General features: G+C 72.4%; 8 protein-coding genes. 3 read left to right on the forward strand and 5 right to left on the reverse strand.

Annotated elements, in window-relative coordinates:
- Positions 1–47: 47 nt before the first annotated feature.
- Complete coding sequence (locus tag ABZV40_RS35815; RefSeq protein ID WP_355452060.1) at positions 48–1,424, reverse strand: glycoside hydrolase family 43 protein; 1,377 nt, start codon at positions 1,422–1,424, stop codon at positions 48–50.
- A gap of 303 nt (positions 1,425–1,727) precedes the next feature.
- Here ABZV40_RS35815 and ABZV40_RS35820 point away from each other — a divergent pair, with 303 nt between their 5' ends.
- From ABZV40_RS35820 to ABZV40_RS35830, 3 genes are read left to right on the forward strand one after another with little or no spacing between them, the layout of a single operon-like run.
- Complete coding sequence (locus tag ABZV40_RS35820) at positions 1,728–2,666, forward strand: NAD(P)/FAD-dependent oxidoreductase (protein WP_355452063.1); 939 nt, start codon at positions 1,728–1,730, stop codon at positions 2,664–2,666.
- Positions 2,663–4,585, forward strand: coding sequence for a phosphopantetheine-binding protein (locus ABZV40_RS35825; protein ID WP_355452066.1), 1,923 nt, complete (start codon positions 2,663–2,665; stop codon positions 4,583–4,585). Before ABZV40_RS35820 ends, ABZV40_RS35825 begins: the two co-directional genes overlap by 4 nt.
- Positions 4,582–5,535, forward strand: a complete 954-nt coding sequence (locus tag ABZV40_RS35830; protein WP_355452069.1) for a ketoacyl-ACP synthase III family protein — start codon at positions 4,582–4,584, stop codon at positions 5,533–5,535. The genes ABZV40_RS35825 and ABZV40_RS35830 overlap by 4 nt, the downstream gene beginning before the upstream one ends.
- Here ABZV40_RS35830 and ABZV40_RS35835 read toward each other — a convergent pair.
- Genes ABZV40_RS35835 through ABZV40_RS35850 form a run of 4 tightly spaced genes read right to left on the reverse strand, consistent with a single transcriptional unit; the run spans position 5,519 to position 17,775 of the window.
- Complete coding sequence (locus tag ABZV40_RS35835; protein ID WP_355452072.1) at positions 5,519–6,634, reverse strand: class I SAM-dependent methyltransferase; 1,116 nt, start codon at positions 6,632–6,634, stop codon at positions 5,519–5,521. The genes ABZV40_RS35830 and ABZV40_RS35835 overlap by 17 nt on opposite strands.
- A complete protein-coding gene (locus ABZV40_RS35840) occupies positions 6,631–7,842 on the reverse strand; it encodes a class I SAM-dependent methyltransferase (protein WP_355452075.1) in 1,212 nt (403 codons plus the stop codon). The genes ABZV40_RS35835 and ABZV40_RS35840 overlap by 4 nt, the downstream gene beginning before the upstream one ends.
- A complete protein-coding gene (locus ABZV40_RS35845) occupies positions 7,835–14,077 on the reverse strand; it encodes an SDR family NAD(P)-dependent oxidoreductase (RefSeq protein WP_355452078.1) in 6,243 nt (2,080 codons plus the stop codon). The genes ABZV40_RS35840 and ABZV40_RS35845 overlap by 8 nt, the downstream gene beginning before the upstream one ends.
- The gene (locus ABZV40_RS35850) at positions 14,074–17,775 is read right to left on the reverse strand and encodes an amino acid adenylation domain-containing protein (RefSeq protein WP_355452081.1); all 3,702 of its coding nucleotides are present in this window, start codon (positions 17,773–17,775) and stop codon (positions 14,074–14,076) included. The genes ABZV40_RS35845 and ABZV40_RS35850 overlap by 4 nt, the downstream gene beginning before the upstream one ends.
- Positions 17,776–17,850 lie beyond the last annotated feature (75 nt).

A 17,850-nucleotide genomic window follows, 5' to 3' on the forward strand; every position in this document is an offset into this window, starting at 1 on the left:
TTCATCGACGTTGAACGGGGCCGGTGGCCGGGGGGCTCGGCGGTGCGTCAGCAGGTGATGCGGAAGGTGGCGTCGTACTTGTCCACAGTGGAGGAGGAGCTGCTGATGGGGTCGATGCGCAGCAACGAGTTGTAGTGGCGGAGGTAGCGGTCCGGGTAGTTGAACGAGCGGAACGACGACCAGCTCGCATCAGCGAGTCCCGGCATCTGGCGGAAGGTCGCGTCCGCGCGGAACGCCGAGGAGCCGTCGTTGGCCTCGAGCCGGAGCGCGTAGTCGAAGTGCCGCAGGTAGGAACCGGGGAAGTTGACCGACTCGAACGAGACGCCGGAGGAGTCCGCGAGTCCCGGCACCAGTTTCCACAGCTGGTCGGAGTACGGGTCGAACGGGTAGGAGTCGATCCGGCCGACGTTGTTCGCGTGCCGCACGTAGCGGTCGGGGTAGTTGTAGGACTTGATGCGCCGCCACACGGGTGTCCCCCACCGGGAGGTGAGGCCCGACAGTTCGGTCGCCGTGATCGGGGTGATGCCGAGGTGCTTGGAGTTCAGGGGTTGCGTGTAGTCGCGGTCGCTGAGCAGCGCCCAGCCGCCGCTCGCGAGATCGGTGGTCTGCCAGCAGAAGAACCTGCCGTTGGGGCTCCACGTGTCGCCCCACATGTACCAGCGGTTCTGGGTCAGCGACTTGACGATCTGCGGTGCCTCGACGCCGCGTCCCGGTGAGATGCCGGTCTGGTAGGTGGTGAAGCTGCCGGGGTTGAGCGAGGACGAGCGCGCGCCGACGAGGGTGCTGTTCGTGTTGTTCTTGACGTAGAGGTAGTTCACGCCGTTGACGGTCACGACGTTGCCGTCGATGGTGGCGTGGCCGGGGTCGTAGAAGACCTGGGCCTCGCCGACGTTCACGAAGTCGGTGGTGTAGTTGACCATGATGACGTCGTGGCCGCCGTAGACCGCCGAGTAGATGATCGCGTACTGGTTGCGCGACGGGTCCCAGAAGGCTTCCGGCGCCCAGCTGTGCGTGGGCATCGAGTGCAGCTTGACCCTGCGGTAGCCGGTGAACGTGCGCAGGTCCGCCGAGTCCCAGACGTGCACGTACTGGTTCTGCTGCGACCAGTCCGTGCCCTTGAGATCGGTCGCGATCACCACGAACGCGCCGTTGCGCAGGCGCAGGACGAACGGGTCGCGCAGGCCGCCGGTGCCCGCGGTCGGTGTCACCACCGCGTTGTTCTGGTTCAGCGGCATCCAGTCGAGGCCGTCGGAGCTGACGGCCAGGTGCAGCCCGTAGTCGGCGGCGGCCATCGACGGCGACTCGGTGAAGTACGCCATGACGTAGCCCGAGTAGGTGGCCTGGGCCTGGGCGAACCTGGCGCCGAGGGCACCGGCGACCGCGGCTCCCGCCGCACCTGCGAGCAGTCCTCGTCGACCGATCATCGCCAACCCGTCCCGTCAGCCGAGCAGCCGGAGCTGCCCGCCGATTGATGTTAGCGCTCACATCTTGTCCACCGGCGGTGCGGAGTTCCGGTCGTTCGGGGTGAGTGGTCACTTCTGCGTGCCGGGTCGCAGTATGAGGTGAAAGAGCCACGCCGTGTCAAGGTCTTGACGTCCGGCAAACGCTGTTAACGCTCACTCGACACGCTCGAACGCGAGTGCCCGGCACCACACTCTTGTTGATATCGATTTTCATTGCCGATAAGTTCGTCCCGGTCGATCACGAACGACAGGGAGAGCACGCGGATGCAGGACGTCATCGTCATCGGGGCCGGACCGGCCGGGCTGAACGCGGCGCTGGTGCTGGGACGCCAGCAGCGCCGGACACTCGTGCTCGACAGCGGCCGTCCCCGCAACAGCCCCGCGGCCGAGATGCACATGTACCTCAGCAGGGACGGCTTCTCCCCCGGGGAGTTCCGCGCGATCGGCCGCACCGAGCTCGACGCGTACGGGACGGTGCGGCTGCGGCAGGCCGGGGTGACCGCGGCCAAGGCCGTCGAGGGCGGGTTCGAGGTCGGGCTGGCGGACGGCACGAGCGAGCAGGCGCGGAAGATCCTGCTCGCGACCGGTCAGGTCGACCACTTCCCCGCGGTCGACGGGCTGGTGGAGCGGTTCGGCAAGTGCGTGTTCCACTGCCCGTTCTGCCACGGCTTCGAGGCCAGGAACAAGCCGCTCGCCGTGCTGGGCGGCGACTTCGTGAGCGCGGTCCTCTCGCTCTACCTCGCCGACCGGTTCAGCACCGACGTCGTGCTGTGCACCAACGGCCCGGCCGCGTTGCCGGAGGAGCTCGTGCGGAAGCTGCGCGACAACGGTGTGGCGCTGCGGGAAGAGCCGGTCACCGCGGTCGAGGGCGAGCTCGACGACCTCACCGTGGTCTTCGGCGACGGCACGCGGCTGCACCGCGGCGCGCTGTTCCACAAGACCGCCACGACCCAGCACTCCCTGCTCGCCGCCGACCTCGGTTGCGAACGGTTCGAGGACGGCTGCGTGCGCGTCGACGAGTTCGGGCAGACCTCGGTGCCCGGGGTGTTCGCGGCTGGTGACCTCGCGCGGCAGGCCGCGTTCCCCGAGGCGCTGACGTTCGTGGTCCTCGGCGCGGCGGACGGCGCGCGGGCCGCGATCAAGATCGACAACGAGCTGTTCCGCGCGGACGCGGGCATCACGCCTCCGGCGGTCCGGCGGTGAGCGAGCGCGCACAGCTGGCGGAGATCTGGGCCGAGGTGCTCGGGCGTGACGTCGCCGAGATCCGCGACGACGTCACGTTCCTGAGCCTGGGCGGGGACTCGCTGCTCGTCGTGCGGGTCGCCGCGCTGGTCAGGCAGCGGCTGGGCATCCGGCTCGCGATCACGCAGATCCAGCCGGCGCACACGCTCACCGAGCTCGCGGAGCTGGTCCGCCACCACGGGGCCGGCGGGGCCGTGGTCGCGTCGCCGCAGATCCGGGTGAGCCGGCGGCAGGACACCGAGGCGCCGTTCGAGCTGCTTCCGTTGCCGCAGGCGTACTTCGTCGGGCAGCAGGGCGCGTGGGAGCTCTCGCACGACTCCGCGCACTTCTACCTCGACTTCGCGCTGTCCGATGTGGACGACGAGCTCGCGGCGGAGGCCCTGGAGGACGGCCTGCGCCAGCTCATGATCCACCAGCCGGTGCTCAGGGCGCGCATCTCCGCGGACGGACGGCAGAACATCCTCCCGGCCGACGACCCGTCGGTGGACCAACCGCCGCTGCGGGTGCACGACCTGCGCGAGGCGAGCGACGCCGACGCCAAGATCGAGCGGATCCGCGACGAGATGGGCAGCACCGGTCCCGACCCGCGGCACGGCCCGGGTTTCGCCGTACGGCTGTCGTTGCTGCCCAAGGCGCGGGCGAGGGTGCACATCGCGTTGAACCTCGCGCTCGCGGACGGCTGGTCCGCGCGGATCTTCATGCGGGACCTGCTGACGCTCGCCGCCGACCCGAACGCGATGCTGCCGCCGATGCTGATCGACTACGGCGACTACGTGGACGCCGTGCGGCGCCTGCGGTCGACCCCGGAGTGGCAGCGGGACCGCGACTGGTGGTGGGCACGCCTCGACACCATGCCCGCCGCCCCGGCACTGCCGCTCGTCGCCGACCCAGCGCAGGTCCGGGCGGGCGGCATGGCGTTGCGCGAGCGCAGGTTCGAGCTGCCGGAGTGGACCCGTGTGAAGGAGGCGTGCTCGCGGCACGACGTCACCCCGTCCGCCGCGTTCACCGCCGTCTACGCCTGCGCGCTGGCGAAGCTCACCGGCGGCAGGCGGATGCTGCTGAACACGTTGCAGGCCAACCGCCATCCGCTGCACCCCGACGTGGACCGCATGATCGGCGCGTTCTCCTCGACCGCGCTGGTGCCGGTCGAACTGCCGGAGCGCGCCGGGTTCGGCGAGATCGCGAAGTCGGTGGCCGCACAGCTGGCGGAAGCGCTGTCGCACAACCTGGTCAGCGGCGTCGAGGTGGCGCGCGAGCTGGCCCGGCGGCGGGGCACCCGGCGGCCGATCGCGCCGGTCGTCATGCAGAGCGCGGTCGGCAGCATGATGACGATGCTCGACGAAGGGCTGCAGGACGACTACGGGCCGTTGGGCGTGCTGGACGAGCGCGACCACCACAACCGCATCCGGACTCCCCAGGTCATGCTGGAACTGCGCGCGTACGAGGCCGCGGGTGACATGGTGCTCTCCCTGGCGAGCATCGACGAGCTCTTCGGCACCGCCGTGCTCGACGCCCTGTTCGCCGAGGTGGTCGAGGGCGTCAGCGGCCTGGTGCGGGAAGAGAGCTGGTCGCGCGCCGTCGAACTGCACGGCGATGACCGGCAGGTGCACGAGGTTCGAGAACCTCAGCCCGCCGTGGAGCCCGGCCCCGCGCGAGGCGGGGCCGAACGGGAGGTCGCGGCCGTCTGGGCCGAGGTGCTCGGTCTGTCCGAAGTGGACCGCTCGGCGAACTTCTTCGAACTGGGCGGCGACTCGTTGATGGCCATCCGGATGCTGCGGCGGCTGGGCCGTGACCGCGCGGTGGCGCCGGCACCCGGCGACTTCCTCCGTTCTCCGGTCCTCGCGGACCTCGCGGCGCTGCTCGACGGGGTCAGGTCGTGAGGTTCGGCGATCTCTGGATCCAGGGCACCGGTGGTGTGCTGGGCGAGCTGGTGCCGGTCGGCGACGCCGTGGCGGCCGGCCGGTGCCCGGCGCACCGCGCGGAGAAGACCGGGATCGTGTCGGTGTCGCAGTCCTCCCGCACCGCGCCGGAACTGGCGGTCGACGCCGCACGGGCCGCGCTGAAGCAGGCCGGGGACCCGGTGCCCGGCCTGCACCTGCACGCCGGCGCCTACGTGCAGGGACCGGATCTGTCGTCGGCGGCCTGCAAGATCGCCGGTGAGGTGGTGGGCCCGGAACTGGACGGGCTGACGGTGGAGCTGTCGGCGCTGTCCAACGGGTCGGTGGCGGCGCTGGAGCTCGCGGCGAGCGTGTTGTCCGGGCGTCCGGACCTCAAGTGCGCGCTGGTCACCGTCGCCGACCAGTTCCCGGAGAGCAGCATCGACCGCTGGAACGTCGACGCCGGCATCGTGGTCGGTGACGGCGCCGCCGCCGCGGTGCTCGGCCGCACTCCGGGGAAGCTCAGGCTGCTGTCGGTCGCCTCCTTCTCCGATCCGCGGCTCGAAACCGACCGGGCGGCCGCGGGCGGCGATCGCGGTGCGGCGGTGCGGCGGACCGTCGAGGGCACCCGGCGGGTGCTCGACCGGGCGCTGGCCGAAGCCGGGTGCGGGCTCGCCGACGCCCGGTGGGTGGTGGCGCCGTTCTTCGGACGTGCCCTGGCCGCCAGGTCGTACCTGGACCCGCTCGGGCTCGACCCGCGCCGGACGTTGCTGGAGTTCGGGCTGCGCACCGGTCACGTCGGTGCCGTGGACCAGCTGCTCGGGCTGGACCACGTGCTGCGCACCGGCAGGCTGCGGCCGGACGACGTGGTGGTGCTGCTGGGCGTGGGCAACGGGTTCACCTTCTCCTGCGCCGTCCTCCGGGCCGGGGAGCTGGTCAGACGCGGGCGGTGAACACGTGTTGTGCCAGGGGTGCCAGCGGACCGCCGGCCCCCGGCAGCACCGGACCGACGCCGAAACCGGCCGCGGTCAACCTGTCCACCCACTCGTGCTCGGTCAGGAAGATCCGGTCGGTGCCCGCGCGGAAGTCGGTGAACTCGTGCCTGGGCTCTCCGGCCCTGCCCGACATCAGGAACTGCATCGACGTCATCACCTGGTAGTGCTCCCGGCACGACTCGATGATCACCAGATGTCCGCCGGGAGCCAGCAGCCCGCGCAGCCGGGCCAGCACGACGTCCACGTCGTGGGCGTTGTGCAGCACGTTCGCCGCGATGATCAGGTCAGCGGATCCCTCCCGCCGGTCCGGTTCGGTGTTGATGTCGAACAGGCCGAACCGCATCCACGGCCGGTCGGCGAACCGTTCGGCGGCGGGGACGAGGAAGAACCGGCTCAGGTCGGTGAACTCGTAGTCCACTCCGGACAGTCCGGCGGCGTCCAGCTCGTCGACGACGCCCGCCGTCGTGCCGCCGATGCCCGCGCCGACCTCCAGGACGCGCCTCGACGGGCTCGCCGTCAGGATCTGCCGCACCAGCACGGCCGCGACCCGGTTGGTGCAGGTGCTGATGATGTTGTGCGAGTAGGTGCCCAGCGCGGTGGCGAAGTCCCCGTCGGGGAACAGGATGCTCTGCACCGAGACCTCGTCGCGCACCAGCTGTGGAAGGCGCGCGATGCACTCCAGGAAGAACCCGGTCAGCTCCGGCGGATAGCCCAACGCGCGCCGAGCGCCGTCGAACGCGGTGAACTCGCCGTCTCCACCCGTCACCAGGTTCCGGTACCGGCCGTCGCCGACCGCGGTGAGCTTCCCCTCCTCCGCCAGAACACGCAGCCACCGGCGCACGATCCAGCGGTGCCGCGGCACGACCCCGAGCGCGTGCATCACCTCGTCCGCGGATCGGGCCTCACCCGCGGCCAGCGCCCGGTCGGCGCTCACCGCACGGGCGATGCCGAGCAGCGCGGTCTCGTCGAGCCGTCGCATGTGGACGGCGAGGTTCGTCAGGTCGTGCTCCCGCACGGCGTCCATCCCGGCGGCGGCCGCGATCTCGAACGACGTCATCGCGTGCCGCCGTCCCACTCGACGCGCACCGCGGGCTGAGGCGCACCGGGCCGCATCCGGTCGAGGTGGTCGCGCACTGCCTCGGCGAGCCGCCCGGCCACGAACCGGACGATCGGATCCGCGGGCGCGGGGCCGGCGGGCGGGATCAGGGCCACCGGGTCGCCGGTCGGCGGGCACACCCGCAACCGGGTGGGGTCGGCGAGGTCCAGCCCGACGACCGCGCCCGTGCCGGCGATGCGCTCACGCAGCACGTGCGGCGCGACAGCCGAAGGATCGTCGCACAGCAGCGCGTTCGGAATCCCGGCCGTGTCCTCACCACCTGTCTCAGATGCCGGTGGGGTCACGTGCAGCACGACGTCGCAGCGGTACCGGGTCAGTTCCGTGTCGGCGGTCATCGTCTTGGCGCGCACCGACATCGTGACCCGGCGCCCGCAGCGGGCCGCGATCTCGGCGAGCAACCTCGGGTCGAACACGAACTCCTCGTCGGCCGCCGCGCGCCGGGCCGCCTCCTCGTCGTCGGACGAGAGCCACCGGTGGTACCGGCCGGCGAGTCCGGCGTGCCGGAAGTCGCCGACGATCACCCTTCCCCCGTCCGCGACGAGTGCCAGCGCGTCGGTGACGACCGCGTCGAGGTAGTCCCTGCCGGGAAAGCACTGGGTCACCGAGTTGATCAGCACGCAGTCCGGGCGGCGGCCCTCCAGTGCGGCGGCGACCTCAGGTGAACCGCTCTCGTGCGCGGCCGCGAGCACCACCCGGACACCGGGCAGGCCGGCGGCTGCCAGCCGTTCGACCGCGGCCTCGGAGACGTCCGTGCCCACATAACGTTCCACGTCGGCGCACAGGCGGCGCAGCAGCAAACCGGTGCCGCAGCCCAGTTCCAGCACGCACCGCGGTTCGCCTTCACGCACCAGCTGCACGGTCCGGTCGATCCACTCGAGCATGTGCTCCCGCGGCAACGGTTCGCCGGTGTCCGACGCGCGCCAGCCGGACAGGTCGAGGTCCGACGGCTGACCGTGCGAGGTCAGGTAGATCCACTCGTAGACCTCGGACCAGTGTTCGAGGTGCTCGCGCACCAGCGCGCCGAGCACCGGCCGCACGGCGACCGCGCCGGCGTGCGGTTCGACGACCACCTCGTCCCCGGCGTGCCGGGCCCGGCCGACCCACGGGTGGTCCGAGATCACGTCGGTGATCGGGCGGGGGTCAGACATCGTTCTCCTCGAGCGCGGCGCGCATCCGGGCGGCGATGACGCCGACGGCGGGGTCCTGCAGAACGGAGTAGTGGTGAGCGTCGACGTCGACGGTGGCGAGACGTCCGCCGACGAACGGCGTCCAGCCGAGATCGGCCGCGGCCACGTCGTCCACGCCCATCCCGATTCCCGCGTTGCGCGGTGACGGGCGGCCGGCGCGGAAGAGCAGCACCCTCGTGGCGGCGTCGAGCCGATGTGCGTCGTGGTCGGCCAGCATCCGCAGGTGCCTGGCGAACACCGCGAGCCGCAGGTCGGTCGTGGAGCCGGACAGGCCGTGCTCCCGCATCCGCGCGGCGATGGCTTCTCGCCGGGCCGCCGGGGTGAGGGCGGCCAGCTCGGCGCCGGCTCCCAGGTCGATGCCGCGCGCGGCCTCCAGCGACCGCAGGAAGCGCAGGCACACCTCCGCGTCCACGTCGGCCGACGCGATTTCGGTGATGTGCTGCGGCAGGTTGGAGTCGATCATGATGACCAGCTCGACCTCGTCGCCGGACCGGGTGAGTTCGACGGCCACCTCGTGCGCCACCGTGCCACCCATGGACCAGCCGCCGAGCCGGTACGGTCCCTCCGGCTGACAGGCGCGGATCGCGTCGGCGTACTGGCGCACCAGCGCTCGCACGTCCTGCGGCGCGGACAGCCCGGCCAGTTCGGGATCGGTCAGCGCGATCACGGTCTGGTCCTCGCCGAGCCGATCGGCGAGCTCCGCGTAGCAGAGCACGTCGCCGCCGGAGGGGTGCAGCAGGAACAACGGCCGGGAAGTGCCCTGCCGGAACAGGATCGCGTGATCAGGCGGCCCGGCCAGCTCACGCAGGCGCCGCACGTACCGCTCGAAGACCTCCTCCGCCTGCGCCAGGTCGACTTCGGGTTCGAGGACGTCCCACTGCACGAGGAGCGCACCACGCTGGACGTAGACCTGGTGGTCCAGCACCACCTGCGGCGTTTGGCTGACCGCGTGCACCTGCTCGCCGACCCAGTCGAGGTCGTGCGGTTCCTCCAGCACGTCCTCGACGCCGACGGCTCCGGTGAACACCACCGGCACGAGGTGGTTCCTGCCGTCGGCCGCCGACTTCCCGGCGAGCACGTCGAGCCCGGAGAACGCGCCGTGGTCGAGGTCGGAGAACAGCCGCCGTTGCGTCGCCTGAGCCCGTTCGGCGAACGCGCCCGCGGTGGCGGACTCGACCTCGTGGATCTGCAACGTCGTGAAGTCGCCGACCAGCCGGTTGACGTCGGGATGCACCTGACGGCGGTCGTAACGGGTCAGGGTCAGCGCGAACCGCTCGGTGCCCGACCACTCGCCCAGCGCCTCGGCGTACGCGGTCAGCAGCACGGCGGTCGGCGTGACGGTCAGATCGCTCGCCTTGCGCTTCAACGCCTTCCAGGTTCCCGGCTCCAGCCGTGCGGCCAGCCGGTGGAACCGCCGCGGCCCCGCGCCGGCGGGCAGCACGGGCGCCTCCGGCAGTTCGCGCTCCCGCCAGTAGGCGCGGTCCCGTTCGGAGACCGGGCGGTCCACCTCGGCCGCGTACTGGGCGAACGTGAGGCCCAGCTCGGGCAGTTCGCTCGTGGGGTCGGTGTAGAGCAGCCGGACCTCGCGGTCGGCGATCAGGTAGCTCGCCACGTCGCAGACGAGGACGTCGACCCCGATGAACAACCGGGTCCGGCCGCCCGGCAGCACGGCCGCCTGGATCTCCACCAACGGCCAGCGGTCGTGGCGCGGCACGCGGTGCGCGATGCGTTCCCGCAGGGCCGCGAGCTTCCGCTCCCGTTGCGGCGCTTCGGCTTCGCTCAGGTCGTGGCGCCGGATGCGGTACGGCGGCACCCGGTCGAACGTGAGGTTGCGGCCCTCCTGGGTGATGACGGTGCGGAGCATGGGGTGCCGGTCGATCACCGCGCGCCAGGCCGCCTGGTACCGGTCCAGGTCGAGGTCCGGGCAGTCGTACTCCAGGTAGAAGTGGCACGCCACCCCGCCCAGCCGGGCGTTGGTGCGGCCCGCCCAGTAGGCGCGTTGCACCGGGGTGAGCGGGAAGTCGCCGTCCTGCCGCGGCGGGAGTCCGGGCCTGGTGACGGGCTTTTCCGGTACCCGCGGCGAGACCAGCGGCGCCAGCTCCGCGATCGTGGGATGCGCGAGCAGGTCGCTGAGCCGCAGGTCGACGCCGTGGTCGTCGCGCAGGCGCGCCAGCATTCCGGTGGCGAGCAGCGAATGGCCGCCCAGCGCGAAGAAGTCCGCGTTGCGGTCCCTGACCTCGAACCCGAGCACGTCCGTCCACAGTGAGCACAGCAGCTGCTCGCCGTCGTTCGCGGACACCTCCACCTCGCTGCTCGCCTCGGCAGCCGGCCGTTCGTTCAGATCGCTCGGTGACACGCCGATCACCGGCGGCAGGTGCCCGTGCAGCGCCGCCGCCAGCAGCCGGTCCAGCGACCGCACGCCGTCCCGTGCGCCCAGCGAGTGCCAGATCGCCACCGTGCGCTCACCGCCGTCCGGCCCGACCCGCCAGCCGTCCCAGGCGACGCTGAACCACGTGCCGTCCCGCCGGTGCTCGGCCAGCGCGTCCAGGAAGCGGTTGGCCGCCGCGTACGGCCCGAGCCCGAGGCCGCCGACCAGCGTCGTCGCCGACGACATCAGCACCACCGCCCCCGGCTGGTCCGGCAACCCGGCCAGCGCCTCTTCGAGCACCAGCGCACCCCGGACCTTGGCGCGGACGTGCGCCCGCACGACCTCCGGGCTCGCTGTCCTCAGTGGACTGACGCTGGTCGACGCCACCACTCCGGCCGCGTGGACGACGACGTCGATCCGGCCGTGCCGCGCCACCAGCTCGGTCAGCAGCGCCTTGGTGGCCTCCAGGTCGGACGCGTCCACCTGGCGCGGGGAGACGGCCAGCCCGCGGGCCGCGAGTGCGTCGATCCGCCCGGGCCGGTCAGCGGTGCGGGAAGTCACCACCACGGTGGCGTGGTGGACGGAGGCGAAGTGCTCGGCCATGGTGAGACCGACATCGCCGCCGCCGCCGATGATGAGCACGACGCCGATGGCGGGTACCGGGTGGTCGTCGGGGCGCCACACCGTCATGCCGCGCCGCCAGCGGAGTCCTCCGCGCACGGCGATCTCGGCGGGACGGCCGCTGTCGCGGACGAGGCCGGCGACCTCGGCCGCGATCAGGTCCGCACCCTCTTCAGCGTCGAGGTCGACCGACCGCCACCGCAGCGAGGGCATCTCCTGCGCCAGCACCCGCGGCAGCGCCAGCACGGACGCCACTGCGGCATCCGGCCGATCCCCGCTCTCCACCTGCTGCGCACGCACGGTCACCTGCACCCAGTGCCGAGGTGGCCGACCGGCCACGGCGGCCGCGACCCGCCCGACCTCGCCGACGGTCCGCTCGACGTGCTCCGCCAGGCCGCCACGCCGTTGCGCACCCACCAGCGACACGACACCGTCAAGCGTTCCTCCGTCCACTTCGGACAGAACCGAGGCACCGCGCGCGGCCAGCGCCTGCCGCACCGCGTCAGCACCGTCGCCGACGACGAGCCAGCGTCCTTCCACCGGCACCCCACGGGGCAACGGCTCGGCGCGGGCCCAGGTCGGCAGCTGCAACGGCTCGTCGACGGACGCACCGGCGACCGGCCGGTGCTCCGGTGGATCGACCCAGCAGCGACGGCGGTCGAACGGGTACTCGGGCAGAGCGACGCGCACGCCCGCGGAACGGTCGACCGCGGCGAGGTCCACCGGGACGCCGTGCGACCACAGCGTTCCCGCCACGTCCAGCAACGCCGACCGCTCGTCGTCCTGCGGGAAACCGGCGACCGTGCCGACGAGGCCGGGCAACCCGTGCCTGCGGGCCAGCGCCGCGAGGCTCGCCCCCGGCCCGATCTGGACCAGCACGGCGGGCCCGTCCCGCACCGCCGCCCGCACCGCGCCGGAGAAGTCCACTGTGGAACGGAGGTGGTTCACCCAGTGCTCGGCGCCGGTCAGCTCGGTGGTGGCGAGCCGACCGGTGAGCGTGCTCACCACCGGCACGGCGGGCGGGTTCAGCCGCACCCCCGCCAGGGCCGCGCGCAACCGCGGCACCGCCGGCTCCACCAGACGCGAATGAGCGGCGGCGTCGAGCGGCAGCTCCTCGGTGCTGATGCCGTCGGCCGTCAGCGCCGAGGCGAACGCGCCGATCTCGGCACGCGGCCCGGCGACGACGCAGGCGTCCGGGGTGTTGATCACCGCCAGGTCGATCGACGGCCAGGCCGCCGAAGCCACGCGCACGTACTCGGCGTCGGCGGCGACCGCCAGCATCACACCCCGGCCCGCGGCCTCGGCCATCCCGAGCGACCGGGCGGCGACGACCTCGGCCGCCTCGGCCGGGCTGAACACGCCCGCGACGGTCGCGGCGGCGTACTCGCCGAGGCTGTGGCCCAGCAGGACGTCCGGCGCGATGCCCCACGTGCGCAGCAGAGCCGCCTGGGCCAGGCACACGGCGAACAGCGCGGGCAGCCCCACCGCCGGATCGCGCGCGAGGGCCGCGCCGGTGCCGAGCACGACGTCGCGGATGTCGGCTCCCAGCAACGGTTTCAGCAGCTCCGCCTGCTCGTCGACCACCGCGGCGAACTCGGGTTCGGTGCGGTAGGTCTGCGCTCCCATGCCCGGATGCTGGCTGCCGCCACCGGGGAACGCGAAGATCACCCGAGGCGCCTGCTCGCCCGTCACGCGGCCGGGCAGCGCGGGCAGGCGACCGAGTCCGGAACGACCGCTGACCACGGCCGCCAGCCGGTGCCGGTGTGCGGTGCGGCCGGTCCGCAGGGTGTGCGAGATGTCGGCCAGGTCCTCCCGCGCACCGGCGAGCGCGGAGGCGGAGGAGGACAGCGCGCGTTTGCTGTGCGCGGACAACACGATCAGCCGTGGCTCGACGGCAACAGCTGTCGTGGCACGGGAAGGTGGCTCGCCCAGCACGACGTGCGCGTTCGTGCCGCCGATGCCGAACGAGCTCACGCCGGCCCGCCGGACGCCCGACCACGAACGGGCTTCGGTGACGACGTCGAACGGTGACCCTTCGAGCCCGAGGTCGGGGTTCAGCGGAGTGGCGTGCAGGGTCGGCGGGATCACGCCGTGCCGGAGCGCGAGCACGGTCTTGATGAACCCGGCGATGCCGGCCGCCGAGTTCGCGTGCCCGATGTTGCTCTTGACCGAGCCCAGGCCGCACCACGCGGGTCCGGCACCGAACACCCTCTTCAGCGCCGCGACCTCGATCGGGTCACCGAGCCGCGTGCCGGTGCCGTGCGCCTCGACGTAGCTCACCTCGCGCGGGCTGACACCGGCGACGCCGAGCGCCTCGGCGATCACCCGCGCCTGGCCGGGCACCGAAGGCGCGGTGAACCCGACCTTCGAGGCACCGTCGTTGTTGACCGCGCTGCCGTGCAGCACCGCGAGCACCGGGTCGCCGTCGGCGACGGCGTCGTCGAGCCTGCGCAGCACGGCCACGCCCACGCCCTGGCTGAACACGATGCCGGTGCCGTCGGCGGAGAACGCGCGGACCTTGCCGTCGGCCGAGAACATCGCGTCCGGCACGTGCAGGTAGCCCTGGCCCTGCGGAACCGTCAGCGACACGCCGCCCGCGAGCGCCGTGTCGCACTCGCCGGCGAGCAGGGACTGGGCGGCGAGGTGCACCGCCACCAGCGAGGTCGAGCAGGTCGAGTTCACCGCCACCGCGGGTCCGCGCAGGTCGAGCCGGTGCGCCACCTGCAGCGGGAGGTAGTCGGTGACCGTGCCCATCGCCGTCTGCAGGCTGCCGACCGGATCGGCGCCCCCGCCGACCGCGCTGTAGCGGTGAGCGAGGTTGCTCATGAGGTACGAGCTGTGCGCGGCACCGGCGAACACCCCGACCGCGCCCGCGCCCGCGCCGTGCCCGTGGCCCGCGGACTCCAGCGCGTGCCAGCAACACTCCAGGAACAGGCGCTGCTGGGGATCGAGCAGAGCCGCCTCGGGCGCGGTGAGCCCGAAGGCCTCCGGGTCGAACAGGTCCTGCCCCTCGATGAGCCCGGAAACCGGAACGTAGGAGGGGTGGTCGAGCAACGACGCGGGAACGCCCGCGCGCCGCAGGTCGGTCTCGGCCAGCCTGGTGAGTCCCTCCCGTCCGTCGACCAGCATCCTCCAGAACTCGGAGACGCCGGCAGCACCGGGAAATCGGCAGCTGACGGCGGTGACCGCGAGCAGAGGCTGGTTCATCGGACGAGCTCCGCCGCCATCGCCCTGGCCTGGCGCCGGTCGGCCGCCCGTCCACCGGCAGCGGGAGCCGCCGGGACTCGCGCGCCGGTGATGTGTCCGGCGAGGGCACGAACCGTGTTGTGCGCGAACAGGTCGACCACCGCCAGCGTCCCGCACAGCTCCGCGCGCAGCCTGCGGTGCGCCACCACGAGGTTCAGCGACGTCGCGCCCAGGTCGAAGAACGCCCGGTCCACGTCGGCCTCTCGCCCGAGCAGTTCGGTGAACACGGTGCGCACCGCTTCCAGCACGTCCTGGTCGACGACGGCCGGAGCGGGTTCTTCGCGTGCCTCGGCTGCTCCGGGCACCAGCTCGATCAGCCCGTCGGCGGGCAGGCGTTCGGTGAGGGCCACACCGGCCCGTGCGGCGGTGGCCGACACCGCCCGCGCCCACTCCCCGGCCGCCGACAGCGCTTGCGCCGGTGGCAGGTCTGCGGGACGCACGATCATGGACACGTGAAGACCGCGCTTCGCCGCCTCCTCCCGGATCGTCGTCCACAGGTCGACGGGCTCTTCCGCGCGAACAGCGGACACCTTGCCGCCGTAGGGGTTGGGCAACGCCGAATGGTCGACCTTGCCGTTCGCGGTGACCGGCAACGCGTCGAGCAGCACGAACCGCGTGGGGATCATGTAGTCCGGCAGCCGTTCCGCCAGGCCTGCCACCACCCGGCGCTCGTCCCACCCGTCGCCCGCGACGACGTGGGCGACGAGCCGGGGCCGCTGGTCCGGACCGGGCAGGGCCGAGACCACGCCCCGGCGCACCCCGTCCTGGCGGGCGAGCACGGCCTCGACCTCGCCGAGCTCGATCCGGTGACCGCGCACCTTGACCTGGCGGTCGACCCTGCCGAGGAACTCGACCGTGCCGTCGGGCCGCCAGCGCCCGAGGTCACCGGTCCGGTAGAGCCGTTGCCCCAGAACGGGATGCGTGCGGAAACGATCGGCCGTCTGCGCCGGGTCACCGACGTACCCGCGGGCGACTCCGGCACCCCCGATGTGCAGCTCGCCCGCGACGCCCACCGGAACCGGCCGGTCGTCCTCGTCGAGGATCTGGAAGCTCTGACCGCGCAACGCCCGCCCGTACGGGATGCTCGGCCACCGCGGGTCCACCGCCGTCACCGGGTGGCAGATCGACCAGATGGAGGCCTCGGTGGCACCACCCAGGCTGACGAACCGGACCTCGGGCACCAGGGCACGCACCCGGTCGGGCAGCGACACCGGAATCCAGTCACCGGACAACATCACCAGCCGCAACGACCGCAGGTCGCGTGCTGCCGCCTCAGGATCGGCCTCCGCGTAGTCCACCAGCATCTCCAGCAGTGCGGGCGCGGTGTTCCACACGGAGACCCGGTGTGCGGCAACGAGTTCCAGCCAGTGCTGCGGATCGCGCTGCCGTTGCGGCGAGGGCAGCACGAGGGCACCGCCCACGCCGAGGACGCCGTACACGTCGAACACGGACAGGTCGAAGCTCAACGCGGACAGGGCGAGCACGCGGTCGTCCGGTCCGATGCCGAACCTGTCGACGACGTCGTCGATCGTGCAGCGCGCCATCCGGTGCTCGACGGCGACGCCCTTCGGCTGCCCGGTCGAGCCCGAGGTGAAGATCACGTACGCGAGCTCGCCCGCGCCCGGCTCCGCCGCAGTCGCGGCGCACGGCTCGATCTCGCCGATGCGGTGTACCGAGATCCCTTGTGGCGCTTGCACCTCCACGTCGGTGAGCAGGTGCCGGACGCCGGCTCGGGCGCAGATCGACGCCAGTCGCGCGGCCGGCCACGACGGTTCCACCGGCACGTAACCCGCGCCGGACAGCGCGACGCCCAGCACGGCGGTGATCTGGTCGGCGGACTTCGCGCACACCACCGCGACGAGGTCTCCCGGACCGATCCCCTGTGCCACCAGGTGGTTCGCCACGGTGCCGGCCGCCGCGAGCAACGCACCGTGCGTGAGGGCGACGTCGTCCTGCACCACGGCAACCGCCTCGCCCGCACGCTTCGCAGCCTTCCGCCACGGGTCGTGCAACAGGTCGCCCGACGGTCCGAACGGGGTGCAGTCGAGCGGTTCGGCAGCGGCGAAGGTGGGATCCCACCCGAGACACCGCTCCTCCCAGGCCCCGTCGTCCTCGGCGAGGCGGGTCAGCAGCCGGAGGTACGCCGCGGCCATGCCGTCCACGTAGCCCGGCGGCAACGCCTCGTCGACGGCGTCCCACGCGACGCGCAGCACCCCGGCCTCCTCGCGGACGATGTGGTCGAGCAGCACCTGGGGCGTCTGGGAAACGCCGAAGACCTCCTCGCCCAGCCACGCCGCCGCGGGCTCGTCGCCGTCACCCAGCCCGATGCCGCTCGTGAACACCACCGGGTGGGGCGGCGCGCCGTCGACCGACCTCCGATCGCGGATCACCTCGACCCCCGACACCGACCGGTGGTCGAGATCGGCCCAGAACTGGTGGTTGACGTCACGCGCGTATGCGGCGAACCCCGGCCAGTTCAAGGGATCGGCAGCAGGTAACGCGACAAGGGCGGTGGTCGTGAAGTCGCCGACGAGGTGTTCGAGACCGGGTTCGTCCGGCCGGTCGAACAGTGTCGCGTTGAGACAGAACGGGTCCTTGGCGCCCCACCGGTTCAGCACGAGCGCGAAGGCCGCGAGCAGCATCGCCGTCGGGCTGATGCCCTCGCGCGCCGACCGCTCGCGCAACCGGGCCCACGCGGCGCGGCCGAGGCGGACCTCGTGCCGCGTGAACCGGGGAACACCGATCTCCTGGGCCGACTTGGTCCACGGCAAGCCAGGTCCGTCCGGCAGTCCGGCGGCCCGGTCCCACCAGTACCGCACGTCCCGCTCGACCGCCGCCCGGCGCTGCGGGTCGCCGTCCCGCTGCCGGACGAGCGCAGCGAAACTCGTGGGAGCACTGGGCAAGGGCGCCGCCGGGTCGGCGGTCAGCGCTCGCCACTGCCGCATCAGCAGCATCCAGCTCGCCATGTCCATCGCGAGCACGTCGACGCCGAGGTGGATCCGGGTCCGCCCCTCGGGCAGCAACGTCGCGTGCACGTCGAACAACGGCCCGGTGTCCGCGGGCAGCACCTGGTGCGACTTCTGCCGCCTGAGGTCGGCGAGGACCCGCTCGCACTCCCGCGGTGGCGCGGCCCGCAGGTCGGTGACGCCGAACCGGTGGTGCCGCCCGGCGGGTCCGATGCGCTGCCGCCCGTCGTTCCCGACGACCATGCGCAGCATGGGGTGCCGGTCGACCAACAGGTTCCAGGCCTCCTCCAGGCGCTTCAGATCCGTTTCCTGGTCGGCAGAACTGCGGTCGTACTCGTAGTAGTAGAACGTGGCCACGCCACCGAGCGGGAAAGCCGGATCGCGCCCCACCCAGTACGCCGCCTGCACCGGCGTGAGCGGGAAGGACTCCTCGCCGCGCGGACCTTCGCCCACCAGCTCTTCGACCGACCGCAGCGACGCCTGTCCCAGGAACGCGGTCAGCGGCAGGTCGACCCCCAGCCGGTCGCGCAGCCGCCGGCGCAACCGGACGGCCAGGAACGACTCCAGCCCCAGACTCGTCAACGGCACGTCGGGCACGACGTCGTCCCGGCTGATGCCCAGCACCTCGGCCACGCACGAACCGACGTCACCCCGCATCGGCTCACTCGGTTCACAACGCACGGACGAGGACATGCCACCTCCCGGGACAGGCGTCTCAACGCTCACCCGGTAGGTATACGATAATGAATGTCATTGTCGCTAGGGTAA

It is taken from the genome of Lentzea sp. NPDC004782 (genome assembly GCF_040609115.1).
In the GTDB taxonomy this organism is placed as follows: Bacteria; Actinomycetota; Actinomycetes; order Mycobacteriales; family Pseudonocardiaceae; genus Lentzea.

Coding starts and splice junctions, on each gene's coding strand:
- ABZV40_RS35815 (WP_355452060.1), bottom strand. CDS start 1,424: ATGATCGGTCGACGAGGACTGCTCGCAGGTGCGGCGGGAGCCGCGGTC.
- ABZV40_RS35820 (WP_355452063.1), top strand. CDS start 1,728: ATGCAGGACGTCATCGTCATCGGGGCCGGACCGGCCGGGCTGAACGCG.
- ABZV40_RS35835 (WP_355452072.1), bottom strand. CDS start 6,634: ATGACGTCGTTCGAGATCGCGGCCGCCGCCGGGATGGACGCCGTGCGG.
- ABZV40_RS35840 (WP_355452075.1), bottom strand. CDS start 7,842: ATGTCTGACCCCCGCCCGATCACCGACGTGATCTCGGACCACCCGTGG.
- ABZV40_RS35845 (WP_355452078.1), bottom strand. CDS start 14,077: ATGAACCAGCCTCTGCTCGCGGTCACCGCCGTCAGCTGCCGATTTCCC.
- ABZV40_RS35850 (WP_355452081.1), bottom strand. CDS start 17,775: ATGTCCTCGTCCGTGCGTTGTGAACCGAGTGAGCCGATGCGGGGTGAC.